This is a genomic window from Mucilaginibacter sp. P19 (assembly GCF_050632265.1).
Taxonomy (GTDB): Bacteria; Bacteroidota; Bacteroidia; order Sphingobacteriales; family Sphingobacteriaceae; genus Mucilaginibacter; species Mucilaginibacter gossypii.
This window is the reverse complement of the sequence record NZ_CP192586.1, coordinates 1,172,790-1,199,169: the sequence shown is the minus strand read 5'-3', so window position 1 is coordinate 1,199,169 and position 26,380 is coordinate 1,172,790. Positions and strand designations below refer to the sequence as shown.

The following is a 26,380-nucleotide window of genomic DNA, read 5'->3' as shown; positions in this document are numbered from 1 at the left end:
TTTTTTAAACCAATAATTTCAACTGATCTGCATCTTCCGTACACCTATGGTGTTGTCACCAACAACGGCATAGAAACCGATTTTATCCCTTCAATGCATCAAATAAAACTTAGAATAAAGCTTTTCCCCTCCGGCTACCTTCAATTCTGTCAGGGTTTGATTCTCATTAGCTTTATCAGCCATGTAATGTCCGCTTAAAGCATAGATGCCTTTTTTCAAATGTAATAGAGCTTTTTGCGGTTCTACATAAGTGTTCAGCCCGGGTTTAATTACCGGTACTTCATCCAAAAACAAAGCAGGACTAACCTCAAAACCGGTAGTTAATTCATAATCCGCTTCCTTGTCTATTTTGATAAAACCTTTAATTTTAACCCAGTTAATAAAACCTTCGGTTGCAATTTTAACGGGTACAATCAGGCTTGTTTCGCCGGTTTCCGTTGGCTTTTCATTTTCCAGCTTATCTATATCGCGTTCCCTCGTTTTAAAAACCTCGTAAGCCATTCCGGGTTTGAGGTTAGCAACTTTTTCATGTGCAGACTTGATATTCACCCGCCTGATGCTGGCCATTTGGCGAATGTGTTGATCATTCAATGTCCAGGTGGTGAAGGTTCTTAAACCGATGCTGTCTTTTAAGGGTACATTGATATTTACCGGGAAAGGTACAGCCACGCTATTGGCATCCGGCATTTTACCGTTTAACGCATAACGTACTTTAGCTCCTTTCAGCGGGTAGCTCAGCGTTAGTTTAAACCGGCTTTTATTGGTAATTACGTTGTCTACGCCGTCAATATCAGGCAGGCGGGCGTTGAAATCCCACAACTTAAACAGGCCGTACTGGTTTTTCATTTTCCAGCCGAAGCGCTCCAGGTCTTTTTCATTTTTCGGACTCCAGGTGAGTTCGGCTACGGCGAGGGCACGGGGGTAAACCATGTATTGCAGGTGCTGCGCGTTGGGCACCTTTTCGTTCCAGATATTGCCCTGGGCACCTAAGATATACTCCGCTTCTGCATTGGTTAGTTCTTTCGACTGCGGCTCATAATTATAAACCATTTGCCAGGTAACCGGCGGATTCCAGCCTATCGGTTCCAGATCCTCATTGGCTTGCGGGGCATCAAAGTACATGTATGGCAGCGGCGTCATTACTACGTGATGATGCATCCTGGCGGCAGCTATCCCTCCTGCTTCGCCCTGCCAGCTCATTACTGTCGCTGACTCGGCAAGGCCACCCTCCAAAATCTCGTCCCAACCAACTAACTTCTTATTTTTTGACAGCAGGAACCTTTCTATCCGTTTAATAAAATAACTCTGTACTTCTTTTTCGTCTTTCAGGTGCTCACGTTTCATGAGTGCAACTGCTGTAGGGCTTTTGAGCCAATCGGCCATCTCAGCTTCATCACCGCCGATATGAATGTATTGGTTCGGGAACAGTGCTATCACTTCTGTCAGCACATCTTCCATAAATTTGAAAGTATATTCACTCGGGTCAAGCATCCGCACGCGGTGTTTAGCCCCTGTCGAATCCTGGCAGCCCAGTTGCGGGTAAGCAAAAATAGCAGCCTCGCTATGGCCCGGCATTTCAATTTCGGGCAGGATCGTCACAAATCTGTCCTGCGCATATTTAATCACATCCCTAATTTCATCCTTGGTATAAAACCCGTCGCGACCGTCATCTATCAGATTGTCCAGCTTACGGAATTCGCCCCGTTTAGCATAGTAGCTGATCCTGGCACCAACTTCGGTAAGGCGCGGATATTTATCAATCTGGATGCGCCAGCCTTCATCGTCGGTTAAGTGCCAATGAAACACATTCAGTTTGTAATGTGCCATTACGTCGATGTATTTTTTTACTTCATCAACCGTAAAAAAATGGCGGCTTACATCAAGGCTTAGGCCACGCCAGCCAAAACGTGGCTGATCGGCTATGGTACAGGTAGTTACTTTTAGGGGTGCTGCTTTATCTGTCGGCAACAATTGAATTAGTGATTGTACCCCGTAAAAAACACCAGCCCCACTGCCGCTGATACTTACCGATGCAGGGTTTACATTCATCGTGTAGGCACTCTCAGCATTAGACCAAACATTGTTTAACCTGATGGCTGTTTTGGCAGGGATCTTTTCAAAAACTTTTACCGTTGTTTGCAGGCCGTAGTTTTGATTAAGGTAATCCTGCAGGTATTTGCCTATTGGTTCTGTCTCTTTATTAACCCCGATCACGGCAGACTTACTTAAAATAAAGCTGCCCTTCCCTTCCTTTAAACTTAACGGCTGCGGGATGATATGAAACTGTGCTTTTACCGTTATTGCCAATAAAAGCAGTGAGGTGAACAGTAAAATATGTTTAAAAAATGGTGTTTTCTTCATTTCGGTAGATGATGAATAAAGATTATACCTTAATGGTAATATTCCTTTTGTAGAGGATCCAAACCGGGATAAAAATGATCAGCACAGTCAGGATAGCTCCGGCCAGTGAAGCGTTTTCGGGCGAGAGATATGGCACAAATAACTGATTATAAGTGAACGACCATAAATTGGTTTTACCTACCGGGATGGCAGCTATTAAAGCCGGGATAATATCGGCCAAAACATAGGCAGCAATGGCATTACGCCCGAACGCTAAAAATGGCGGCAGCAGGGCTTTATTCCCTTTGATATCAATAAACCAGTATGACAATGCAAGAATATTAATAGCCAGCCCGGCAGTAAGCAACACGAATGAGCTTGTCCACAATTGTTTGTTAACTGGAAAAAATGGATTCCAGATCAAAGCCAGTATGATCAATACGATGCCGGCTCCCATTATTTTAAGCAGATCAGCACTGGTTTTAAGTTTGCCCATTTTGAGCCAGGTACCGGTGAATACACCTAACAAACAGGTAGCAACAGATGGGATTGTCCCAAGCAAACCCTCCGGGTCCCAGGTTTTGGATGAGCTCCAGAGGTGGTTTTCGGTAAATACCGATCTGTCAATCCAGGCGCCCAAATTGGTTGCCGGTTCAAGGTTAGGTGTACCAAAACCCGGTACAGGTACCAGCGTCATCAATAAAAAATAACCTATTAAACAGCTTACAGCGATAATTACCTGTGTACGGATGCCGGTTTTAACGTACAGCAAGGCAGTTATGCCAAAAACAAGCCCGATGCGCTGCAACACACCGGGAAAACGCAGATGCGCGAATTGAAAATCGTTGATCAGTGGTAAACAAACGCCAAGGGCTATGATAATCAGCGTACGGCGCAGGATGGATAACAGCAATTTGTTATGATTAGCTATATCCGCTTTTTTACTTTCCATGGCATATACGATAGATACGCCTACCATAAACAGGAAGAAGGGAAACACCAGGTCTGTTGGGGTACAGCCGTTCCATTTGGAGTGTTCAAGCGGCCAGTAAATATGCCCCCAATCGCCGGGGTCATTTACCAGGATCATAGCAGCTACGGTAAATCCCCTGAAAAAATCAAGCGACAAAAGTCTTGGGCGGCTTGCCTTTGTTGTGCCTGTGTTTTTAAGCGCTTCCTGCTGATTGATTACCATAGTTGCCATGTATTATAGTACCATTAGGTATTTTTTTTATGGGTTTTTAAAATGTATTTGAACTGGTAAGTACCCGAGCCCACATCCATCTGCATATCGCCGCCGGCCGGTTTGATGTTGGCGATATCTTTATTGGTATTAATGTCGATATTACTTTCTGTCACCGGGCCATCAACCGCCGGCAAAGTGACCGTAGCAGTAGTATTTGGCGGCACAATTACATCAAGGGTAAAAATGCCGTTATCAATACTCCAGGCCGATTTTACCTTTCCGTATAATGTTTCCAGCTCGGCATTGGCATTGGTCAATTTACCGCCGGGATGCGGGAAGATATTTATTTTATGAAAGCCAGGGCTACTCTCGTCGGTATTGATCCCTGCAATAACCCGGTACATCCAATCGCCAATGGCGCCATAAGCATAGTGGTTAAAGGAGTTCATCTCCGGGTCTTCAAAAGTACCATTGGGTTTTATGCCATCCCAGCGCTCCCAAATGGTAGTAGCCCCGTTTTTTACGGGATAAAGCCATGAAGGGTATGATTCTTTCATCAACAGGTCATAGGCAATATCGGTGTGACCGAAACGACTTAACACATGACAGATATACGGCGTGCCTAAAAAGCCTGTTGTAATGTGTTCATCATAATCTTCAATATTGTTTACCAGCCTTTTTGCTGCAGATTCGCGCAGGTTTTCGGGCAGCAGGTCGAAGTTCAGGGCAAGTACATATGATGTTTGCGTACCCGAAATCATACGTCCGTTAGGTGTAACATATTCTGCCTGGAAAGCCTTTTTGATATCAGCTAACAGCGCGGTATATTTTTTAACATCATCTTCCTTACCCAATATAGTAGCGGCATTAATAACCAGCTGAGTTGAATAAGCATAAAAAGCCTGCGCTATCAGGTTTTTATCGGTTAGGGCGGCGCCATCCTCGTAGTCGGTGCCGGCGTAAAACAGCCAGTCGCCAAAGTGGTTACCGGTGTCCCAAAGGCCGTTTCGGGTATGCCGGGTAATGTAGCCCACCCAGGCGGTCATGCTTGGGTACTGGTTTTCCAATACCTTTTTGTCGCCGTAAGCCAGGTAAATATTCCAGGGGACAATGGTTGCCACATCGCTCCATCCTGAGGCTGCTGCCGAAGCGCTATCCAGCATGTTAGGGATCACATAAGGTACCGCGCCGTTTTTATGCTGGTCGGCCGAAAGATCTTTTAGCCATTTGGTAAAAAATCCGGCCACATCCATATTGAAGGTAGCGGTGCGGGAAAAAGCCTGAGCATCGCCCGTCCAGCCCATACGCTCATCGCGCTGGGGGCAGTCGGTAGGTACATCGATAAAATTGCCCTTTTGCCCCCATTGAATATTATGCTGCAACTGGTTAATGAGTGGATTAGAGGTAGAGAACATACCCGTTTGCGCCATATCCGAGTACAAGGCAAAGGCAACCACATTGGTCGAATCCAACTGGCCTTCATATCCTTCAACCTTCAGGTACCTGAAGCCCTGGAAGGTAAAATGAGGTTCGAATGTTTCAATACTATCGCCCTTAAAAACATAAACGTTTTCCTGTTTGGCTGTACGCAGGTTTTTTGTGTAGAAGTTCCCTTTCTGATCCAAAACCTCGGCATGGAACAGCTTTACCGTATCGCCTGCTTTTGCCTTTAATTTAAACTGCACCCAGCCAACCAGGTTTTGCCCAAAATCAACCACATGCTCGCCCGCAGGAGTGGTAAATACTTTGAGCGGCTTAAACATTTCGTGCTTGCGCACCGGCGGACCAAATGTGGCCACTAAATTTTCTTTAACGGTATCAACGGTGCGTACCGAATCCCAGTTTAAATCTTTGTAAGCAATGGTCGACCAGCCTTTCTTCTCCTTGCGGGCATCATAAACTTCGCCATCAAAAAATGATGATGAACGGATCGGCCCATAAGCTACCTTCCAGGTTTTATCCGAATTAATGAGTATCCGTTTACCGTTAGTGTACACCACCTCTAACTGAAAAAGCAAACCAAGTTTGGTGCCATACACATTCTTTTTTCGATTATAGGTATAACCACGGTACCAGCCGTCGCCAAGGGTTACGCCAACAGCGTTATCGCCTTTTAGCAGGTCGGCAGTTACATCATAAACCTGGTATTGCAGGCGTTTATTGTAACTCGTCCAGCCGGGGGCAAAATAGTCGCTGCTAATTCGTTTACCATTAAATTGCGCCTCATATAAACCGTGGGCAGTAATGTATAAATGCGCCGCACGTACCTTATGATCAAGCTTAAATGTTTTCCTGAACATGGGGCATGGGCCACCGGTAGTATCCGACAGGTAATTATTTTCTATCCATTTGGCGCTCCAGTCGGCGGGTTTAAGCAGGCCCATTTTCCATGAGTTAACCATGCTCCATGGGGTAACCTGCTGCCGGTTATTCCAAACGCGTACCTGCCAGTAAACTTTCTGACGTGAAGCGAGCGCAGGGCCGCCATAGTAAACATGCAGCGATTCATTGGAGTTAACTTTTCCCGAGGTCCAGAGCAGGTCTTTACCTTTCAGTAAGGATACGGCATTACTGCCTACCCTTATTTCATAGGCAATTTGCTGAATGTTGCGATCCCGGGTTATTAGTTTCCAACCAAGACGGGGAACGGCATCGTCGACAGAGATGGGGTTTATTTTGTATTCACAAACCAGGTTATCAACCCGGAACGGCGGAGGAACAGGCGGCACTTTTTGTGCTTGTACAATTATTGGCAGAAAAGAAAAAAACAATATAATAACGCGTGTGCATACCTTTTTACACATACCTTTTTTGGGGTTTTAATAGTTCATGCTATTAAATAAACTTTAACAGCAATATTGTTTTGATATGCACCTGAAATTTTTCATCGAGCCTGCCCACAAAATGTGCGTTCATCGCAATATACACCTATAAACGTAATATAGCCGGGTAAAAGTTTCACCCTGGCCATGTAACATTATTAATGTTCGAGGTTTGCTTCATTTAAAGGATACTGGAACAGCAGGCGGATATTGCTATAGGCAGCAGAATTAATTTGCCATGAGCTATTTTTATACGCCCGTTCGCTGATAGCATGTGCTTTCATTACCTCAACGGCCTTGCCGGTGCGCAAAAGGTCAAACCAACGGTGGTTTTCAAACGCAAGCTCAACCTGGCGCTCGTGTGCTATGGCAGCACGGAACTCCTCCTGGCTGGTAACGTTCAAGTCGGGATTGGCATTACCCATTGATTTAGGTTCAAGCCCCGCGCGCTGCCTAACCAGGTTCAGATATTTGAAAGCATCGCCACCTGCTGCAAAGCCTTGTTCGTTTAAACACTCGGCAAGCATCAGGTAAACATCTGCATAACGATAAACCGGGAAGTTGTTGCCGGTAATGCCTTGTACCGATCCGATGCTCTGATACTTCTTTATGAAAGGCAGATCGATGCCGTACTCATCTGATGTAAAGTTTATCAGTGAAGCATCTTTCCTTTTATCGCCTTCTTCATAGGCATTGACAAGGTCCTGAGTAGGGATATTCCAGCCGTTTTGAGCATTGTTACCGATGTAAAAGCCGGTAACATCATTATCATAGTAATCCCATGGGATGAAAGTATCTATAAAATCAGCCCCCAGGCCGTTAGGGCCTTCAATATACTGAATTTGAAAAATTGACTCGGGGCCGTTTTCCTTAGCAATATCAAAATTATCCGCATAATTAGCGTTAAGGTTATAGGCCCCTGACGATATAACACTGCGTAACAGTGGTATGGCTAAATCAAATTTCTTTTGGGTCATATAAACTTCGGCCAGCATGGTTTCGACAGTACCTTTGGTTACCCTGCCTTTATTAGCGGTGGTTTGGTATTTTACAGGTAGTTTAGCTATCGCGGCCTGGGCGTCCGCGATGATCTGGGTATAAACAGCAGCTTCCGGTGACTTAGTGGACAGGTCATAAGCATCACCTACCGATTTTGGCTCGACAAGCACCAGCGGTACATCACCAAACATACGTACCAGGTTAAAATAATTGAACGCCCGTAAAAATAAAGCTTGCCCTCCTATGGTATCGGTAGTGGCGGCATCAAGCTTGGCAGCCGGCAAGCGATTGATGATAACATTGCAGCGGCCGATACCGGTGAAACAGGAGCTGAAGTACGCCTGCACAATATCATTATTATTCAATTCGCGAAACTCATCCAACTCCTCCTTATTGTTGCCTGAACGATCGTAAGGATCATATTCATATGAAGTATTATCAGACCGCATTTCGCCCATTGCCCAAAATGACCCGTTATATAAACCCTGAAGAGGGGCATAGGCACCATTAATAGCCTGAACAAACTGGGCCTTTGTTTTAAAAAAGTTGGCACTGTTTTGAGTATCTGTGGGTTGCAGGTTAAGATAATCCTTTTTACAGCCGTAAAAACCAATAGCTGCGAGGCTAAGAAAAAGGTATATGTTTTTTTTCATGTCTTCTGATTCTTAATGTTGCTCAATTGTGTTTTCAAAAATCGCTGTATCCACTAAAATGTCACGTTACAACCTAATGTGTAAATTGCCGAAACAGGATAGCCTGTAAAATTCACATTGGGTGATAACGAACGGTTACCCTGTTGCCCCTCAATGCCGACCTCGGGGCTGCCTCCTTTATAACCTGTAATCAGGATGGCATTTTGAGCGCTGAAGTATACCCTGAAGTTTTTGCTGAATTTTGTTTTGAAATTGTAACCGAGATCAATATTCTTCACCATTAAATACGAGTTGCTCTCTACCCAATATGAGGGATAAAAATCGCGGGCAAGGCCAGTGTTTGAAGTAGTAGTAGGCAATATGCCGGCCCCCGGCTGCTCCGGTGATCTCCAGCGGTTTATAACACTTTGCTCAACATTAAAAATACCATCCAAATTGGTTGTAAACTGTTTGTACATATCAAACACATGCCCCCCTACCGAGCCGGCCGAGATAATGTTCAGGTCAAATTGTTTGTAACTGAAGTGGTTGTTAAAACCAAATGTAAATTTAGGCCAGGGGTTGCCAATAGGTACCTGGTCTTTACCATCAATAACACCGTCATTATTAACATCCTTATACCTGATATTGCCAACATTTTCACCTTCAAAATGCGGGTATTTGTCAAGTTCGGCCTGGCTTTGGAATATACCTTCAAAAATATATCCGTAAAACTGCCCAAGCGGCAACCCTACCAGTGTAATACTGGTTGGGTTGTCATTCCGGGGCGCGTCATAGATTTGAGGTGTAGGGCCAAGGCTTATAACCTTATTACGATTTAACGATATATTAAAATCTGTACTCCAGTTAAAAGCTTTGCTAACTATGTTTTTGGTGGTTACCGTAAACTCAAAGCCGCGGTTACGCACGTTGCCAACATTTGATAACGCGTATCCGTAGCCCGAGGCTATCGGCACGGGTATATATTGCAGTAACCGTTCGGTAAAGCGGTTATAATACTCGGCAATTAAGTAAACCCGGCCTTTAAATAACGAAAGGTCCATGCCTACATCAAACTGTTTGGTTGTTTCCCAGCCAACTTCAGCATTACCGAGATCCGTAATTGACTTTCCGGGAGCCAGTGCTCCGCCAAAAGTATAATTGGTTTCGTCTACAGCGGCTACATAGTCGTAGTTACCCACGCTGTTATTACCCGCGTGACCGTAGCTGGCTGTGAATTTCAGCTGATCGATCACATTTGTTTTTGGGAAGAATGATTCGTCAGAGATCCGCCAGCCGCCCGATACTGAAGGGAAAGTTCCCCACCGGTGCCCCGGTGCAAACCTTGACGATCCGTCGCGGCGTATGGAGGCGCTTAATAAATACTTATCCTTATATGCATAGTTCACCCTGCCAATCAGCGATAATAGCCTCCATTCCTCGTCACCGGCATTAGCTGTGATAATGGTAGCGGCCCTTACCGAACGGACTACATCGTCGGGAAAACCGGTGCCATAGGTTAAACGATAGTGGCTGGTTTCCTGCTGTATTGAATAGTCGCCCAAAACAGTTAATGTATGACTGCCCCACGTTTTTTTGTAGGTTACGGAGTTTTCGCTAAGCCAGTTGAAGGAATTAGACGAATTAAATGATCCTATAGCTTTAACCTGGTTTCCGTCCTTATTGGGAATGCGGAAGCTTCCTAAAAACGACGGGCGAAAGTAATCGCCATTGCTATTCTGATAATCAATACCAAAAGTAGATTTTACATCTAAGCCTTTAATTATTTCCCAGTTAACGTATGTATTAGCCAACGTACGGAATTGTGAATACTTATTAGTGGTATTAACCAGCTCACTTACCGGATTGGCGTTAAGTGCTGTGCCTGCGATATTCCCGTTTCCCTCCGAACCTACCACATTGGTATATGAACCGTCGGGCTGTTTCACCGGCGTAAGCGGGCTTTCAAGATAGGCCTGGCTTAATACAGCCTGGTCAAAATGCCCGTCTGTTTGTTGTAATTTACGCTGGCTGTAAGTTGGAGCGATGCTAAGACCGGCCGTAACATTTTTAAACAGATCGGCATCCATATTGACTTTTACCGAATATCTCCTGAATCCGGTGTTAAGCACCGTACCTTGCTGATCAAAATATCCCAATGAAAACAAAGAGCGTACTTTATCGGTACCATTTGAAACAGTAACATCATAATTTTGCATAGGCGCATTACGGGTAACTGCATCATACCAATCAGTACCTTTGCCAAGTGCTTTTGGATTCCTGAACGCCTCAGGCACCTGATTCATGCTGAATGGCACTCCGTTCACTTTATCCAGATCCTGCAAAGCTTCAATACGCCACTGCGCGTATTGTTCGGCGGTCATCATTTTTAATTTGCTTTTGGGCAATATGGTTTGAACACCTGTTGAAGTATTTACCGTTACTGACGACTCGCCTTTTTTCGCCCTCCTGGTAGTGACCAAAATAACACCGTTTGACCCTCGCGAACCGTAAATAGCTGTAGAAGCAGCGTCTTTCAATACACTGATATTTTCTATATCGTCGGGATTGATGGTACTTAAAGGATTTTGATATTGATCAAACCCCGGAGAAATGGGGAATCCATCAATTACATATAAAGGATCATCACCGGCACCTACTGAACCGGCGCCGCGTATATTTACAGAAACACCACCACCCGGAGTACCGGTTACCTGGTTTACGGTTACGCCCGCAAGCTGGCCGGCCAGTTTCAAATCAAGACTCGCTGTTTTGATCTCTTTGATATTGCCCATTTTTACCGAACCAACAGCACCCGTTACATCCTTACGCTCCTGGTTGCCGTAACCTACAACAACTACCTCCTTTAATTCCTTGTTATCTTCACTTAAAACAACGTTGATAGTTGTTCTTTTATTAACCGGTTCTTCTTTGGTTTGAAAACCGATAAATGTAAATACCAAAACTGCATTATCTTCGGCATTTAGGGAATACTTACCGTCCACCCCGGTTATGGCACCAACATTGGTGCCTTTTACTTTAACATTAACACCCGGTAACGGCTGATTTTTATCATCTACCACAATACCGCTTATGGTTATGGGTACCTGGGCAGTGCTTACATCGGGCGTTTTCTTTTTATTTACAATAATATTTTTATCATCAATAACATACGTTAAAGGCTCATCCTTAAAGCATTGCTGCAGCGCTTCCTGTAATGAAGCATTAGTTAGTGAAAGATTAACCGGTTTGGTTTTTGAAATATCTTTATACCTGTAAAAGAAATAATAGCCGCTTTGTTTTTCAATTGCTTTAAAAGCTTTATCAAGTGCTATCCCCCTCGCATTCAGGGTTATGGATTGTGAAAAACTTTTAGCACTTAGCTGGAGGCAGCCGAGAGTTAGTAATAAGACGGTTAATCTCATCGTCAAAAACAGTTTTGAATGTGTACCAAAGGCACTAAATACTTTACCAGTAAAGTTTAAATGCATAACTTCGTGATGTTTGGGTTAAAAAAATCTGTTATTGAAAACTCAGGAAAGCTTGATCCAATTCATTATGCCGGAAGCGTTGCAGCGCTTCCGGCTTTTCTTTGATTTAGATAAGGGGAGCTTAGGTTGGAATATTTTGAGATTATATCGTCAGTGTTTCTTCATAGTTTGGGTTTAGCAGTTAAAAATCAGCTGCCGGTATTTAAGGCGTAACAATTATTTTTTTGTTCTCAATCCTAAAACGCACGTGGCTTAATTCAAGGATGTGCAATACCTGCGATAGTTTTACATCCCTGCTGATCTTACCTACAAACTCATCATCAGGTATTTTACCTTCGTATATTACTTCGGTACCATACCACCTCGAAAGCTGCTTCATAATATCTTGTATGTTTGCCCGCTCAAAGTCAAAGAAGCCATTTTTCCAGGCCACCGCCTCGTCGGTATCAACATCAATAATTTTAATGTTTTTATCATTTATAATGCCCTGCTGACCGGGCTTTAGTAAATTACTTATATTACCCTGTGTTAATTTCACTGATCCTTCAAGAAGGGTGGTTTTAACAGCGGCCTCATCATTATAGGCCATAATATTAAAATGCGTACCAAGTACGGCTACTTTAATGTCTTTAACCCTTACATTAAAAGGCTTCGCTTTATTTTTGGCCACTTCAAAATATCCTTCACCGGTGAGTTCAACATCCCGTTCATTGCCAGTGAATGCCGTAGGGAATTTTAAAGATGAGGCCGAATTAAGCCAAACCTTTGAACCATCAGGAAGCACTACCCGGTACTGACCGCCCCTGGGGGTGCTAATGATGTTATAGGCAACCGGTCCATTTTGCTGTTGGTCCTTATCTGCGGTGTAAACCACCTGCCCATCCTGCGTTTTATTAATGCTGATGTTACCCGATTGATTCAGCAAGCCGATCTTAGCCGAGTCCAGTATCAGTTTGAAGCCGTTGGCAAGGGTTAAAACAGCCCTGTTATCGCCAGGCTCAACGTCATGTTTTTCAATTGCTTTGCTTTGAGCCACCAGTTTTTGCTGTTCATGTTTAATACACCAATGATAAACAGCAGTACCCGATAGCAGCAATATGATAGCTGCGGCGGCCACATTTCTGAAAAAGTGCAGCTTTATAACCCGGGGCTGCGCGTTAAATGCCGGCTCGGCTATCGCCTGCCTGATATTAGTTAACATGCGGTCTTCCAGTTCCTGCTTTACACCAAGCACTATTTCGTCCCATCTCGTCGGTATCACCCTGAAAGCTTTCAAAAAAATTCAACAACTGTTCCTTGTCCGCAGCAGTTGCCTGCCCGGCCAGGTATTTATCTATCAGTTGTAAAAATTCTTCCTTTTGCACAAATGTGGTTTTGATAAGGAGAGTAAAAAAACGGGGGTATCCCCTACGTCGAAATGAAAAAAATTAAAATATTTTATGAATAAGCTTTAACAAACGAATGTTAGCCGAAAAATCAATTATTCCCCCAAAAAATCCAGCAAAAAGCTGTTTAAAAACAATCAGAATATCTAATCACTCAATAGAATTTTCATTGCCGTTGGTTTTAACCAACGGAATATTAAATAGCGATAAAGAGGGCTTTAGCCTAAACCCACCTGCATAATTGGGCTAAAGCCAGACTTTTAGAATTATTTCACCGTTGGTTAAAACCAACGGCAATAAATATCTTACATTTTTAAATAGATAAGATTTCATTTGATGCTATTTATCTAAAAAAACATCAACGCTTCCAGGATAAAAGCGGAGCCTAACGAGCCGCGCAACTGGCGAAGCGCTTTGGTTAAATGATTTTCGACGGTTTTAGTGGATATATTTAGCTGCAGGGCTATTTCCTTATGACTAAGGCATTCTTCGCGGCTCAGTTTGTAAACTTCCCGGCATTTTTCGGGCAGGGTATCAATCACCTGGTTTATTTGCAGTAGCAGTTCTTTGTGCTCAATGGTGTTGTGGGTAGCTGGGGTGTGCAGGCGCTCAATCAGATCGTCAAAAATCTCGCTTCTTACGGGCGTACCTGTGCGGATTTGCCTGTAAACCCCGTAACGTACCGATGCATACAGATAGGCTTTAAGCGATATATTGATCTCCACTTCGGCCCGGCAATCCCAAAGCTTAATAAACAGTTCCTGGATAATATCCTCGCATGCCTGCCTGTCTTTTAAGATATTATAAGCCGCTTTAAAAAGTGAAGCCCAATATCTCCTGTAAATCATGGTAAGCGCCGCTTCATCATCAGCCTTTAACCGGCTAATGAGCTGCATATCGCTCATCACAATTTTGTCGGGCATAGTTTACTAATTAAGTTCGTCCGGGAAACAAAGGCTAAAATTACTTAAATATTAATTTAATATATTTAAAAAGTAAAAATAAGCTTATACGCTAATTATGAATCACTTAACCATCATTTCAAACTATCGGTTATTAATATAAAATAACCCAAAGGTTATCAAAAGCATAGGCATAACTTATTTATTATACAGGTTGGTCAATGCTATCCGGCAAAAAAGAGAGCCGCCCCTCCGGGCAGCTCTCCACTCTTAAACACTCAACTTTGAAAACAATCAATTCTTCAGTATTTCGTTTGCCAACACAATTTCTTCATGGGAAATAGTATGCTGGCGGCCTTTATATATTTTGAGGGTTACATCTGCATTTAATTCTTTTAATATTTCAACACTGTCATTAACCCTGCTAACCGGTACATGCGGGTCGGGGTCGCCAGTGGTGACCAGTACCGGGGTATTGTTAAAATCGCCTTTATAGTTTCCCTTAACCAATTCCTCTCCTATCAATCCGCCGGTGAAAGCGATAATCCCGCCGTACCTGCCGGCATTTCGGCCGGTATATTCAAGCGTTAAACATGCGCCCTGCGAAAAACCAAGGAAATAGATATTTTCCTTTGCTATTCCTTTTTGCCTGAGGTCCTCAACCAGTTCGTCAATCACTTCAAGGGCCGAATCAAGTGCCGGTTGATTATTTTGCACCGGGGCCATAAAACTGTAGGGATACCAGCTATGTTGATTGGCCTGTGGCGCATAGATAGCGTAACCATCTAATTCGAGATGATCTTTAAGCGAGATAATGCTGCTTGCCGATGCGCCGCGGCCATGCAGCATAATGATGGCTTTTTGGCCTGTTCGGCGGGAACTCCCGCCGAAACAACCTGTTTTGTGTGCCTGTACATCTGTTTGATTAAACTAATGATGGTAATGTTTTTTCCAACTCGCCGCGCAGGTTTTCATACTGTGCAGGTAATTTTAAACCTGTGCCCAATAATTCGGCTGGTTCATCAACCGCGAAGCCTGGGTTGTCGGTTGCTATCTCAAACAAAACACCACCTGGTTCGCGGAAGTATAATGAGTAGAAATAATTTCTGTCTATTTTGTCGGTGATATGCAAGCCAAGGTTGGCTATCTTTTCACGGTATTCCATCAATACTTTTTCGTTTGGTACACGGAATGCTACGTGGTGAACAGAACCACCTGCTACATGACCGGCAACTTCTCCCGGAACTTCCACCAAATCAACTATAGCTGCATTGTCGACAGCATCGGTAATAAACCTGTAGCGGTTAACATGTTGTTCCAGTAAGCGATAGCCTAATACACCGGTTAATATTTTGGCTGTAGCCTCAATTTTATTTGATGTAATGGTAATGCTGTGAAAACCTTTGGTTGCATTGGCAGCGGTTACTTCGGCAGTTTCCCATGGTGTGCGGTTATCGGCTTTTTTAGGAACGATAAGCTCAAATTTCAAACCATCAGGATCAAGGAAAGTAAGATACTGCTCACCAAATTTTTCGGCCGGTTTGTTGTAGATCACATTGTTGTCTTCAAACCTTTTCAACCAGAAATCTAAACTACCTTCAGGTACCGAATAACCAATTTCAGTTACCTGCCTTGCGCCCCGGCGACCTGCTGTGATACCTTCCCATGGGAAGAAAGTAAGGATGGAGCCGGGAGTACCATTGCCATCGCCATAATATAAGTGATAGGTACCGGGATCATCAAAGTTTACAGTTTTTTTAACTAACCTTAAGCCCAATACACGGGTATAAAAATCATAGTTTTTTTTGGCATTGCCTGCAATTGCAGTGATGTGATGAATGCCGTTTATAGTGTTTTCCATTGTTTTCCTTGTTTTAAATATTTTAATATTTGCTGTGTTATTATGACTCAAAATTACGGTCAAAATCACCGGCGGCACTTGATGTAGGATAAGAAAAACGGGGGAGTGTTTTTTTATTATTAAACGATTTCATTATCCGCCTTTCGGCAAAAAAAGTATATTCGGTTTTACATTTACATTGATGATCAACCTGTTTACATTCCGCAAATTTCTCAGTTGTATTCCGTTATGCGTGCTTTTTGCAGCGGTAACCAACGCTCAGGTAAAGGAAGAAGGCATAATCCCTAAGCCCGTTATAATGGTAAAGACAAATGCAAACCAGGTTTTTACTTTTAATCAATCAACAGCAATAGGTACCACACCTAACATCGGCCGGGATAACCTTACATTTTTCAATACCTATTTTAAATCTGTTTCAGGTTTCGGCCTCCGAACAAATCATAGGTCGAATGCTCCTGTTCAGTTAAATATAGATGATAAATATGTTACCCAACCAGAGGGATATAAGCTATCGGTTACAGCTAAACGTATAAAAATTACCGGTCATGATGAAGCAGGTGTGTTTTATGGATTGCAATCACTTATCCAGTTACTAAAAGTATCCAATGGAAAAGTAACTGCGCGAAGCTGCGTCATTATGGATTATCCCCGTTTTGCATACCGCGGGATGCATTTAGACGTAAGCCGTCATTTTTTCAAGCCCGAAGCTATCAAAAAATGGATAGACTTGTTGGCATTATACAAAATCAACACCTTCCACTGGCACTTAACTGATGACCAGGGCTGGCGCATCGAAATAAAAAATATCCTTTACTGCAAAGCATTTCGGCTTACCGCGATGAAACCATCATTGGCCACAAAAAGGATAGTCCGCACAGGTTTGATGGTAAACGCTATGGCGGTTATTATACCCAGGATGAGGTTAAGGAAATTGTAAAGTATGCCACTCAAAGGCATATCACGGTAATCCCGGAAATTGAAATGCCGGGCCATGCAATGGCGGCGCTGGCTGCTTACCCGCAATTGGGTTGTACCGGCGGCCCGTATAAAACCGCTACCTATTGGGGTATTTTTGATGATGTGTATTGCGCCGGCAATGACAGAAACGTTTACCTTTTTACAAAATGTGATGGATGAGGTACTGCCGTTGTTCCCTTCAAAATATATTCACATCGGCGGTGATGAGTGCCCTAAAACCAAATGGAAGGTCTGCCCCAAATGCCAGCAGCGCATTAAGGACGAACACCTGAAAGATGAGAAGGAACTGCAAAGTTATTTCATCGGCCGCATGGAAAAATACCTGAACAGTAAAGGCCGGCAGATCATAGGCTGGGACGAGATCCTGGAAGGTGGGCTTACCCCTGGTGCAACCGTAATGAGCTGGACTGGCGAAGAGGGCGGCATAGCCGCTGCCAAACAGCATCACGATGCCATCATGACGCCCGAAAAATATGTATACCTGGATTACTACCAGTCCCTTTACCCGGCCGAGCCACTAGCCGGCGGCGGTTACACGCCATTAAGCAAGGTCTATAATTACGAACCAATAACTAATGAATTAAGCGGCGAGGAAGCAAAATATATCAAAGGCGTACAAGCCAATGCTTGGAGCGAATACATGGCCAGCCCCGCACAGGCCGAGCGGCAATTGTTCCCGCGAATGCTGGCTTTGGCCGAAGTTGCCTGGAGTTCGAAGAAAAATAAAAGCTATCCTGACTTTTTGAAACGACTGAGGTACCAGCAGCCTTTACTTAAAAAGCTAAACATAAACGCGGCTGATGTATTTGATGAGATCACCGATTCTGTAATCGAAACAGCTAATCATCAGGTAGCGTTAAATATCCAAACAACTTTACCCGGCGCTAAAATATTTTATACAACAGATGGTACTGAGCCGGGCTTAAACAGCCAAGGTTACACAGGTGCAATTACAATAGCATCATCAAGCATTATTAAAGCAGCTGTTTTTAATAATGGCAGGCAGCAGGGCCGAACCTATGAAAAATCATTTAGCATTCATAAAGCCATTGGCAAAACGGTAACGCTTAAAAACCAGCCGCAGGGAGGGTTTAATCCGGGCAATACCTTTGGTTTAGTGAACGGCATCTTCGGCAGCAAGCTTTATAATGACGGGCAATGGTATGGCTTTAGCGGAGATGACCTTGAAGCAGTAGTTGACCTTGGAAACGTGCAAAACGTATCAAAGCTTGGCATTAACATATTAAAATACCATTGGCAAAAAATGTGGGAGCCAACGCTGCTTACCTTTGAGGTATCAACAGATGGAAGCAATTATACCGAAGTTTACCGCCAGACTGATTTCCCGGATAACGGCATCAACGCTGTAAGGGCAAACATCAAAACACAGCAGGCAAGATATATCAGGGTAAAAGCAACCAACAAAGGGATGATTCCGCCGGGTGAGTATATTGCCGGGGCAAAGGCATGGTTAATGGTGGATGAGATAATTGTGAATTAATGAACTATGGTCGTCTGAACTCGAATTTATTGAATTAAGGGAATTTATTGAATTTGCTGAGCATTCTGTCCATTCTTTTAATTCAATAAATTCGGGTTCAGACAGAATTGTTAATCAGCGCAATCAACGAAATCACCCAAATCAGCGGTTATTTTTTTATATTTTTATACCAAACACTAATGCCTGCGTTATGTTGAGTAAAAAGTTTTTAATATTTGTCACGAATACTCATTCCCCAAGTATAACTCAATGAGCAAAGTATTTACTATTACCGAAGGTTTGGAAAACATGGGGGCTTTACGAACGGGCGGTCAGGGCTCTGTTTATAAAGGTCGCCGCTATGGGCCTATTATCACAGCGGTAAAGCTCCTGCCCACTCCTATTCACACCGAAAGCACCGACGATAAAAATTTTCGCAATTTCCAAAACGAGGTCGAAAAACTAAAAAAGGTAAACGAAGAGCCTAACCCAAATGTGGTTAAGATCCTTAATTCGGGCATTACCGAAAGTGGTTCGTTCCCGTTTATCGAAATGGAATATATTGATGGCCCCGATCTGGAGGACCTGCTGAAACCACCCCATGAGGCTATCTTCAGCATTAAAGAGATCATCAAACTGGCCGATCAGCTGGCAAACGCGTTATCGCACTGTCACAAAGTTTCGGTAAAGCACGGCGACATCAAAAGCAATAATGTAAAGTTCAACGTACATACCGGAAACTACGTGCTGCTTGACTTTGGTCTTTCGGCCATGTCTGATGATCAGCGCCGTACCAGTATCCGTCATGCGGGCGCCATTGAATTTATGGCACCCGAGCAAAATGAAGGCCTGATGTATTTCCAAACAGATGTGTACAGCTACGGCATCATCCTGTATGAATTGATTGGCGGGCAGGTGCCTTTCCCGCTAAAAGATAATGGCGAAACAGCACGCAACGCCGTGATGCTGGCCCACATGGAGTCGGAGATGCCTGATGTAATGGAGCTGCGCCGCAAAAACCTGCCCGAAAGCTGGTCTGACGAGAAAAAGAAATGCAGATGCAGGTTCCGGCCTGGTTATTACAGATTGTGGCTAAATGCCTGCAAAAAGACATCAATAACCGGTATGCCAACGGCATTGAATTGCAGGAAGCTTTGATGCAGGGTAGCATAGGAGCCATTAGTAAAACTAATCCTGATGAATCGTGGAACACCGAAGTTTTATTAAAGGAAAATGAACGCCTGCAAGGCCTCGTTTTATATTACCAGGAAAACGAGAACAAGCAACCGGCACAGGTAATCAGCGATGCACCTGCTGATAACAAAGTCGTACGCATGTCAAAGCCAATTTTTGTTTTGTTCATGATATTGCTTTGCGGTTTCACAGTGTTTTCGGCAGTGGTGATGGATAAGTTTGGCGGGCGTATTTATAATGGGGTGGTTAGCAGGCTGTTTAAGCCTTCAAAAAAAGCAACCGACTCGGCCGCAAGTAATAAAATTATCCTACCCCAAAAAAAGACTCCGTACAGCAGCTTAAGACCAGTGATTACAAAGATGAGAGCAATATTCCACCTGAAGTTGATTCAACCGCCGATTCGATATTGCGTAACATACAACGGGCAAAACAACAAAAGGAAGATACGCAGTTTTATCGCGATAGTGTGAAAAAAGCGGATACCTCTAACTTAAACTTTTAATGATTTAGCATATACAGAATGGAACCTAAATCAACATTTTGGAAACGGATAGGCCTTCAGGACTGGTTTTTACCAAACGGCAAACCAGTAAACGAAGAGGCTGTAAAAATAAAAGCGCTAACGCCCGATGACGTGTATTTATACATCATCGAAAAATTCAAGGAATCGATCAAGCAGCTTTCTTTTGCCGACAGGATAGTTTTTTACCATGAATTTATCATCAGCTTTAACGAGGAAGATTACCAGGATTTTGTAAATAACCGCTCTGGCTTGTTCGGCATTATCGTTAATGAATCGGTAAAGAAGTTTTATGAATTGCTGCGCGAACACCAGGAAGTAGGCAAAAAGGTGGAGCCTTCAAGCTCAAAATGGGTATTCAGGCTGGTATCGCACCCGGACTATAAACGCGGCGATAAGGGTTTTATAGGTAAACTGCTGCCCGGCACAAGCGCTAAAAAAGAGGAGAACCTGCGGGTTACCTTCATTCCACGCCAAACGGGTGTTGCCCAAACGCTGGATATTAGCAACGAGGTTTTAAAGGGCTTTACTTATTACAGCGAAGGTTATTATGAATTGCCTTATGCCAATGATCTGCATTATAACGAAAAGGACGTAGCAAAACCCGGTACAAAAGTACTGGCCCGGCTGGAAACCATTATGCCAGATAAACAGTTTGTTGGCCGCAAGGTGGAGTACCTGATCAAGGATGATGATATTGTTGTATCGGGCAGTGATGAGGAAAGGGACGAGCAGGCCGTGTTTAAGGTACCGTCTGAATGGGTGAACACCCCGCACCTGCGCATCAGGCTAAATAAAGCCGATGGTAAGTTTTACATGGCTTCTTTTGGCGAGCGCACCCTGATCAATGAGCTGGAAGTGGCCGGGAGCGACGTGAACTCGCCGCAATGGGTTGAGCTGCCGTTCAACTCCAGGATCCTGCTCAATGGCATAGTAGGTATTAACATATTCAAACCCGAACCATAATGTCACAGGTATTATCAATAGGGCTGCTGGCAATATGTGTGCTGTTATTGGTAGCTCATTTTATCGACATAAAAAAATCCAGTTAAAACCATGGCAAATAATTTTTTCGGGATAACAGATACCGGTAGGCAAAGGCAAAACAACGAAGACGTTTTTATTGCCGAAAAATCTGGTGATGGCAATTTTATCATTGCCTGTGTGGTTGATGGGGTTGGCGGTTATGCCGGGGGCGAAATAGCTGCCGAAATTGCCCGCGCCACCATCCTGGAGCAATTGCAATATATAGCCGGCGATATTGTACCGCTATTGGTAAATACGTTTACTATTGCCAACCAGCGGATCTACGACGAAAAAGTACAGAACAAAGATCTTGAAAACATGGCCTGTGTGCTTACCTTGGCCGTGGTTGATGTGATCAACAATAAATTTTATTACGCCCACGTTGGGGACACCCGCCTGTACCTGCTGCGCGATTATTCGCTGATCAAGATCTCGAAAGATCACTCTTTTGTGGGCTTCCTGGAAGATTCGGGCCGGCTGACCGAGGAAGCGGCCATGGACCATCCCAAGCGCAATGAAATTAATAAAGCCCTTGGCTTTGCCGGGCAGATAGGCCAGGATCCCGACTTTGTAGAGACTGGTAACTCGCCCTTTTTGCCGGGCGATATCCTGCTCATTTGCAGCGACGGCTTAACCGACCTGGTTGATAAAAGCAAGATCACCAATATCCTTACCAGCAGCGATAACCTGCCCGAAAAAGGTAAAAAACTGATTGATGCAGCCAATAACCGTGGGGGTAAAGATAATGTCACCGTGGTGCTGGTACATAACGATAAGGAGCGCAAGCAACACAGCGCCACGAAACCGGTGGTGGCTGCTGTAAAAGCTGCCGAACAGCCGGAAGCAATTGCGCCCGCCCCGGTAAAAAGGCCGGAAGAGCCTGATCCTGTGGTGAAAACCAAAGGCAATGGCGGCACAGTGGCTGTACTTACCCTGCTTTGCTTTATTTTTTGGGTGGGTTTATCTGGCAGTTTAAAAAGAATGCCGATCAGGCTGCTATTCCTAAAAAAACAGATACGTTGGTTGCCCAGCATATTAAAAATTCGGTGGAGCTCAAGCTTCAGGATACTATTAACAAATTAAAAGGCCATACGCTGTTACTTTCGGCAGCTGATTTTCAGCAGCCTATTGTGCTGAGCGATACGCTGCATATCAATAAGGATAGCCTGTATATTAAAACAAAGGGTGCCGTCGTATTTAAAAAAGATTCTACCTATTCGGGCCCGGCTATCGCGCTGGCTGCTAATTGTAAATATGTAGTATTGGATAGCGTTGCTTTTGACGGCTTCCGCACGGCCATTATTACACACAACGATGCCCTGGTGCTAAAAAATGTGCAGTTTAATAACTGCTTAACGCCGGTCCAGGCATTGTACATGTTCCCTAATAAAAAATACATCTCGGGCAGGTTGTTTGGCAGCATGTTCAAAACTGATTCTGTTCCAACTAAAGCTACCCACTAATAAATGGCCCAGGAAAATCCCAAGGTACCCGGCAGGAGAATGGAACGGCTGTTCCTGTTGCTTACAGGCATATTGCTGGCCGTTTTATTTGTGAAGCTTTTCGGCGTATTGCAACTTAAGTTCACTGATGTTGATAAGCGCCTGAAGGACGGTACCATCGTAAACCTTAACTCGCCCAATACCGCTCAAAACGTAAAGGCGTTGCTTAAAAAGGGTTATTATTTCGATGATCCCAGGGATGTTGATTACATTGAATCGGTAATAGCATCGCGTAAAACAACCGGCGACCTGGTAGATAATACCGGCGAGCTTAACAAACGCAAATACTACGTAAATGCCGACGAGGCCTTTGAAAAGGGCGGTGAAACTTTCAAGAAACGCGTACTTACCTCCCGCACACTTTTAGGCTATACCGGCGATGATTCCATCCGCTTTGAGCAGGAATTGAAAAATCCTCCTGCTTTGGGCGCTCAAACCGATCTCAACCTTGGCGAATACAGCATTAAAGGTATAATAGCTCACAAAGGCGAACCAGTGCCCGGTGTACTGGTAAAGCTCACCATGATTTTGCCCCGCGACAGTATCTTCAGTGATGAAGAAACGGGAGCAAAAACATCTTTTTCAGAAAATGCCTCATCATACAAAAAACTGTATGTACTTAACGATCAGAAAAAGAAGGTACTGCAGTCACTAACAGCTTTTGCCCGTACCGATGAGCAAGGGCGCTTTGTATTTGCCAAATTGCCAACCGGTAAAGCATTTTCGGTATTGCCCATGCAGCCCGGCTTTGAGTTTGGCCGCTCGCAGGGCGTTGACGAGCTGGACAAAGATGTAAGTTTTAAATTTAGCCAGGCACCCCATAGCATCAAGCTGCTCTCTACCCGCGACTTTAACATCCTGAAAAAAGAGGGTGCCTTTATCGTGCGCTACCAGGAGGAGTTTAATATGTGGTACTGGATCATAGCTGGCAGTTTTTTTGCCGGTTTTATCATTGTACACCTGTTACTAAGCGCCCGGTACCCCGATGCCGATCAGATCATTTTACCCCTGATCATGATGCTTACCGGTATCTCGTTCCTTACGCTTTTAAGCCTGCAAGACCCGCTGCGCGATAGGTTCCTGGCTAAAGATACGCTTGTTTATTTGGGCATCGGCATGGCCGGGATCTGCATCATTCAGCTATTTAACCTTCGCCGTCTTAACCCCGACTCGGGCTTTTACCGGTTGCTTGTTTTTAAATGGAGCAGGAGCGCTGCCAACGGCTGGCCCTGGGCTATTGTTGCCATGGGCATCCTGTTTTCCACCATCTTGTTTGGTACCGGCCCCGAGGGTAGCGGTGTAAAAGTTAACCTGCTGGGTTTTCAGCCAAGCGAAATTGTAAAATACCTCATTGTTATTTTTCTTGCCGGATTTTTTGCCACCAACGAAAAATTCATCAGTCAATACGCCAGCTGGAGCAAGCGTTGGTCGTTCTTTTCTTTTGCACTTATCGCCACAATAATAACCCTGCTGCTGTTTTTGGTTTTAGGCGATCTGGGCCCGGCCATGGTGATCTGTTTTACATTCATTATCCTGTTCTCTTTTTCACGGGGCGATTTCCTGTATATGGCGGGCTTTGTGGTGCTATTTGTGCTCACTACCTGGTTTTTTGATAATATATGGCTTAGCGCAGGCATCACATTTTTTTCGCTTGGGAGCGTAGTATTTTTCAGGCGGAGGAGATTGAGTGAATCGGCCATTATGGCGCTCGTGGTGATCACTGCTTTTTTAACCATCGATAAAATTCCGGGGCTCGATAAAATTATCCCCGGTCCGGTGGAACGACTGGTTGAGCGTAAGGCTATTTGGCAGGACGCCTGGAATAATGAAGTTTACGGCGGCGACCAGGTAGCTAACGGACTTTGGGCCATGGCCAGTGGAGGGGTAAGCGGACAAGGTGTTGGGCAGGGCTTTGCCAAAACTATCCCCGAAGCACATACCGATATGATATTGCCATCAATCGGCGAAGAGTTTGGCTGGGCCGGCATGGCCGCGGTGTTCATCTTGTTTTTGTTGTACCTGCACCGCTCCATCATCATAGGCAGGCAAACCGGGATGCCCCTGCTGTTTTACCTAAGTGCAGGTATCGGGGTATGTACCTTTGTGCAGTTTTTGCTGATTGCGGGCGGCTCTATCGGGGCATTGCCATTATCCGGCGTTTCCCTTCCTTTTGAAAGTTATGGCGGCTCATCATTGGTAATAAATCTGCTGGCTGCGGGCTTCCTGCTGTCGGTCTCATCAGTAAGGGGCACAGCAGTGCAAATGGACTATATCACCAAACAGCAGGATAAAAACCTGGTACCTGCATTGGCAGCCGCGCTTGCCGGGGTGGTATTATTGGTGGTGAATGTATCGCGCTATACAACAGATAATAAGCAATGGGTTGTAAAGCCTGCTTTGGTTGCCGATAAAAGCGGTCTGCGGATGTTTAGTTATAACCCGCGTATCGCTATATTGATGAACAGGTTGCAGGCCGGTACTATATATGACCGTAACGGCCTTATCCTGGCTACCAGCAAACCCGAACTTATCGAAAAACAAAAGAACAAATTAAGCGCTTCGGGCATGCTGCATTATGACCTGGATTCGGCTATGCATAAGCGCCTGGATAGGTTTTATCCTTTTGAAGAGCAAACGTTTTTTTGGACGGGCGATCAAAACACCGGGGTATTTAATGGCAGCACCAACGGTTATTTTGCCGAGTATGAGCATGCCGCCGAACTTCGCGGGTTTCATATGCCTATCACCAATTATAATGTGAAGGCATCACGTTACCAGGAAGACCGGTTCCTGCCCCGCGGAATGAAAGAAATGACCGTAGCTAAAAAAGACTACAGCGCTTTAGCCAATCTCCTTGTAAGTGATATCAACGGCCCGGAGGTAGAAGCTTTCAAAAACAAAAACCGCGATGTAAAGCTTACGATGGATGCCGATCTGCAAACCAGTATTCAGCAATCTATCGCTTCCGATACTTCACTGTATGATAACAGGGTTTCGGTAGTTATCATGGAATCCAACACCGGCGATGTGCTTACATCGGCACAATACCCGCTGCCTCCTGTGCATAACTGGGACCAGCTGACTATGCCACTGGCCGATCAGAATAAACTGGCTACCTGGTTAACCACTACCGATCTGGGTTTTACCTATGCCAGTCAGCCCGGTTCAACGGCTAAAGTTTTAACGGCGATGTCAGCATTTAATAAATTAGGCATCGCTGCATCTGCAATACAATATCATGTAAGCACCCAGGAGCGGATCCGTACCAAGGGCATCGAGCCCGACGAAACCGGGATGATCACCATGGAGCGCGCCATTGCCAAATCAAACAACGTATATTTTATTAAACTGGCCAACCAGGAACACCTGGAAGAGTACATGGCAACGCTTTACCTTAAAACAGGGATGTTTTTGCATGGCGTAGGCGGTTACTATTATAATAAACCGGTATTGAATGCCACCCAGGAAGATAAATGGCGCACCTTATGGCGTAAAACCGAATTTAATACCAAACCACGGTACGATCCTAACAATATCCATAAAACAAGGGCTAAAGGTATTTCGGGTATGGCCTGGGGGCAGGGCGAGCTGATTGCTACCCCTGCGGCGGTAGCGAGGCTGGTATCAGGTGTGGCTAATGACGGTATGTTACTGCCCAACAGGTACGCGCTAAAAATTGCCGATTCAACAGTGGCTGTAAAAAGCGGTATCAAGCTGGCCGAAGATCCGCGTTATGCTGCTTTGTTAAAACAATATATGATTGAGCAAAGTGCGCCTAAAACGCCTATATTAGGCATCAAGGTAGCGGGCAAAACCGGTACGCCGGAACGTATTGTAAGGAACCAGAGCGTTAACGATGGCTGGTATGTTTTCTTTGCACCAAAAGAAAAAGGCAGTGGCTATATGGTGGTTTGTATCCGGATAGAATCAACCCGCGGATCATCAGACGCGGTACACCTGGCCGGCAATCATGTGATCCCTTTCCTGCTGAAAAAAGGTTATATAAAAAGCATGGAAACGGAAACCACTACCGAAGAATAGTGTTTAAGCAGAAAGGAAGAG

At 44.5% G+C, this 26,380-nt stretch carries 16 protein-coding genes and 1 pseudogene; 8 read left to right on the top strand and 9 right to left on the bottom strand.

All coding sequences use genetic code 11. From position 1 onward, the window contains the following. Positions 1-90: 90 nt before the first annotated feature. The 9 genes from ACQ86K_RS05760 to ACQ86K_RS05720 form a co-directional block, all read right to left on the bottom strand. Positions 91-2,361 carry a beta-N-acetylhexosaminidase gene (locus ACQ86K_RS05760; RefSeq protein WP_091172431.1) on the bottom strand — a complete coding sequence of 757 codons (2,271 nt, stop codon included), beginning with the start codon at positions 2,359-2,361 and terminating at the stop codon, positions 91-93. A gap of 22 nt (positions 2,362-2,383) precedes the next feature. After that, positions 2,384-3,544 carry an acyltransferase family protein gene (locus ACQ86K_RS05755; protein WP_256337509.1) on the bottom strand — a complete coding sequence of 387 codons (1,161 nt, stop codon included), beginning with the start codon at positions 3,542-3,544 and terminating at the stop codon, positions 2,384-2,386. A 14-nt stretch (positions 3,545-3,558) separates the two neighbouring features. Beyond that, positions 3,559-6,330 carry an alpha-L-rhamnosidase gene (locus ACQ86K_RS05750; protein ID WP_091172434.1) on the bottom strand — a complete coding sequence of 924 codons (2,772 nt, stop codon included), beginning with the start codon at positions 6,328-6,330 and terminating at the stop codon, positions 3,559-3,561. A gap of 176 nt (positions 6,331-6,506) precedes the next feature. Next, on the bottom strand, positions 6,507-8,000 hold the full coding sequence (locus ACQ86K_RS05745; RefSeq protein ID WP_091172437.1) for a RagB/SusD family nutrient uptake outer membrane protein: 1,494 nt from the start codon (positions 7,998-8,000) through the stop codon (positions 6,507-6,509). 53 nt (positions 8,001-8,053) lie between these two features. Then, a complete protein-coding gene (locus ACQ86K_RS05740) occupies positions 8,054-11,404 on the bottom strand; it encodes a TonB-dependent receptor (protein ID WP_176844539.1) in 3,351 nt (1,116 codons plus the stop codon). A gap of 268 nt (positions 11,405-11,672) precedes the next feature. After that, a complete protein-coding gene (locus tag ACQ86K_RS05735) occupies positions 11,673-12,746 on the bottom strand; it encodes a FecR family protein (RefSeq protein WP_431199969.1) in 1,074 nt (357 codons plus the stop codon). Positions 12,747-13,202: 456 nt separating this feature from the next. Then, positions 13,203-13,778, bottom strand: coding sequence for an RNA polymerase sigma-70 factor (locus ACQ86K_RS05730; RefSeq protein WP_431199968.1), 576 nt, complete (start codon positions 13,776-13,778; stop codon positions 13,203-13,205). Between the two features lie 273 nt (positions 13,779-14,051). Then, on the bottom strand, positions 14,052-14,606 hold the full coding sequence (locus ACQ86K_RS05725) for an alpha/beta hydrolase (protein ID WP_431199967.1): 555 nt from the start codon (positions 14,604-14,606) through the stop codon (positions 14,052-14,054). Positions 14,607-14,682: 76 nt separating this feature from the next. After that, positions 14,683-15,618: a ring-cleaving dioxygenase gene (locus ACQ86K_RS05720; RefSeq protein ID WP_091172453.1), complete on the bottom strand. Its 936-nt coding sequence runs from the start codon at positions 15,616-15,618 to the stop codon at positions 14,683-14,685. Positions 15,619-15,799: 181 nt separating this feature from the next. Between ACQ86K_RS05720 and ACQ86K_RS05715 the strand changes: the two are divergent. From ACQ86K_RS05715 to ACQ86K_RS05680, 8 genes and pseudogenes are all read left to right on the top strand, one after another. Next, positions 15,800-16,755 (top strand): annotated as a pseudogene (locus ACQ86K_RS05715) (beta-N-acetylhexosaminidase). After that, on the top strand, positions 16,694-18,097 hold the full coding sequence (locus ACQ86K_RS05710) for a glycoside hydrolase family 20 protein (RefSeq protein ID WP_431199966.1): 1,404 nt from the start codon (positions 16,694-16,696) through the stop codon (positions 18,095-18,097). The pseudogene ACQ86K_RS05715 and the gene ACQ86K_RS05710 overlap by 62 nt, the downstream one beginning before the upstream one ends. A gap of 249 nt (positions 18,098-18,346) precedes the next feature. Then, positions 18,347-19,234, top strand: coding sequence for a serine/threonine-protein kinase (locus ACQ86K_RS05705; RefSeq protein ID WP_431199965.1), 888 nt, complete (start codon positions 18,347-18,349; stop codon positions 19,232-19,234). After that, the gene (locus ACQ86K_RS05700) at positions 19,165-19,740 is read left to right on the top strand and encodes a hypothetical protein (RefSeq protein ID WP_431199964.1); all 576 of its coding nucleotides are present in this window, start codon (positions 19,165-19,167) and stop codon (positions 19,738-19,740) included. Before ACQ86K_RS05705 ends, ACQ86K_RS05700 begins: the two co-directional genes overlap by 70 nt. A 50-nt stretch (positions 19,741-19,790) precedes the next feature. Beyond that, a complete protein-coding gene (locus ACQ86K_RS05695) occupies positions 19,791-20,756 on the top strand; it encodes a hypothetical protein (protein ID WP_091172464.1) in 966 nt (321 codons plus the stop codon). A 90-nt stretch (positions 20,757-20,846) separates the two neighbouring features. Beyond that, a complete protein-coding gene (locus ACQ86K_RS05690) occupies positions 20,847-21,899 on the top strand; it encodes a protein phosphatase 2C domain-containing protein (protein WP_431199963.1) in 1,053 nt (350 codons plus the stop codon). After that, a complete protein-coding gene (locus tag ACQ86K_RS05685; protein ID WP_431199962.1) occupies positions 21,863-22,279 on the top strand; it encodes a hypothetical protein in 417 nt (138 codons plus the stop codon). The genes ACQ86K_RS05690 and ACQ86K_RS05685 overlap by 37 nt, the downstream gene beginning before the upstream one ends. A 3-nt stretch (positions 22,280-22,282) precedes the next feature. Beyond that, entirely contained in the window at positions 22,283-26,359 is a 4,077-nt protein-coding gene (locus ACQ86K_RS05680) for an FtsW/RodA/SpoVE family cell cycle protein (protein WP_091172471.1), read from the top strand. Positions 26,360-26,380 lie beyond the last annotated feature (21 nt).

Coding starts and splice junctions, on each gene's coding strand:
- ACQ86K_RS05705 (WP_431199965.1), top strand. CDS start 18,347: ATGAGCAAAGTATTTACTATTACCGAAGGTTTGGAAAACATGGGGGCT.
- ACQ86K_RS05750 (WP_091172434.1), bottom strand. CDS start 6,330: ATGTGTAAAAAGGTATGCACACGCGTTATTATATTGTTTTTTTCTTTT.
- ACQ86K_RS05730 (WP_431199968.1), bottom strand. CDS start 13,778: ATGCCCGACAAAATTGTGATGAGCGATATGCAGCTCATTAGCCGGTTA.
- ACQ86K_RS05740 (WP_176844539.1), bottom strand. CDS start 11,404: ATGAGATTAACCGTCTTATTACTAACTCTCGGCTGCCTCCAGCTAAGT.
- ACQ86K_RS05760 (WP_091172431.1), bottom strand. CDS start 2,361: ATGAAGAAAACACCATTTTTTAAACATATTTTACTGTTCACCTCACTG.
- ACQ86K_RS05745 (WP_091172437.1), bottom strand. CDS start 8,000: ATGAAAAAAAACATATACCTTTTTCTTAGCCTCGCAGCTATTGGTTTT.
- ACQ86K_RS05725 (WP_431199967.1), bottom strand. CDS start 14,606: ATGCTGCATGGCCGCGGCGCATCGGCAAGCAGCATTATCTCGCTTAAA.
- ACQ86K_RS05755 (WP_256337509.1), bottom strand. CDS start 3,544: ATGGCAACTATGGTAATCAATCAGCAGGAAGCGCTTAAAAACACAGGC.
- ACQ86K_RS05710 (WP_431199966.1), top strand. CDS start 16,694: ATGATGTGTATTGCGCCGGCAATGACAGAAACGTTTACCTTTTTACAA.
- ACQ86K_RS05690 (WP_431199963.1), top strand. CDS start 20,847: ATGGCAAATAATTTTTTCGGGATAACAGATACCGGTAGGCAAAGGCAA.
- ACQ86K_RS05720 (WP_091172453.1), bottom strand. CDS start 15,618: ATGGAAAACACTATAAACGGCATTCATCACATCACTGCAATTGCAGGC.
- ACQ86K_RS05695 (WP_091172464.1), top strand. CDS start 19,791: ATGGAACCTAAATCAACATTTTGGAAACGGATAGGCCTTCAGGACTGG.
- ACQ86K_RS05680 (WP_091172471.1), top strand. CDS start 22,283: ATGGCCCAGGAAAATCCCAAGGTACCCGGCAGGAGAATGGAACGGCTG.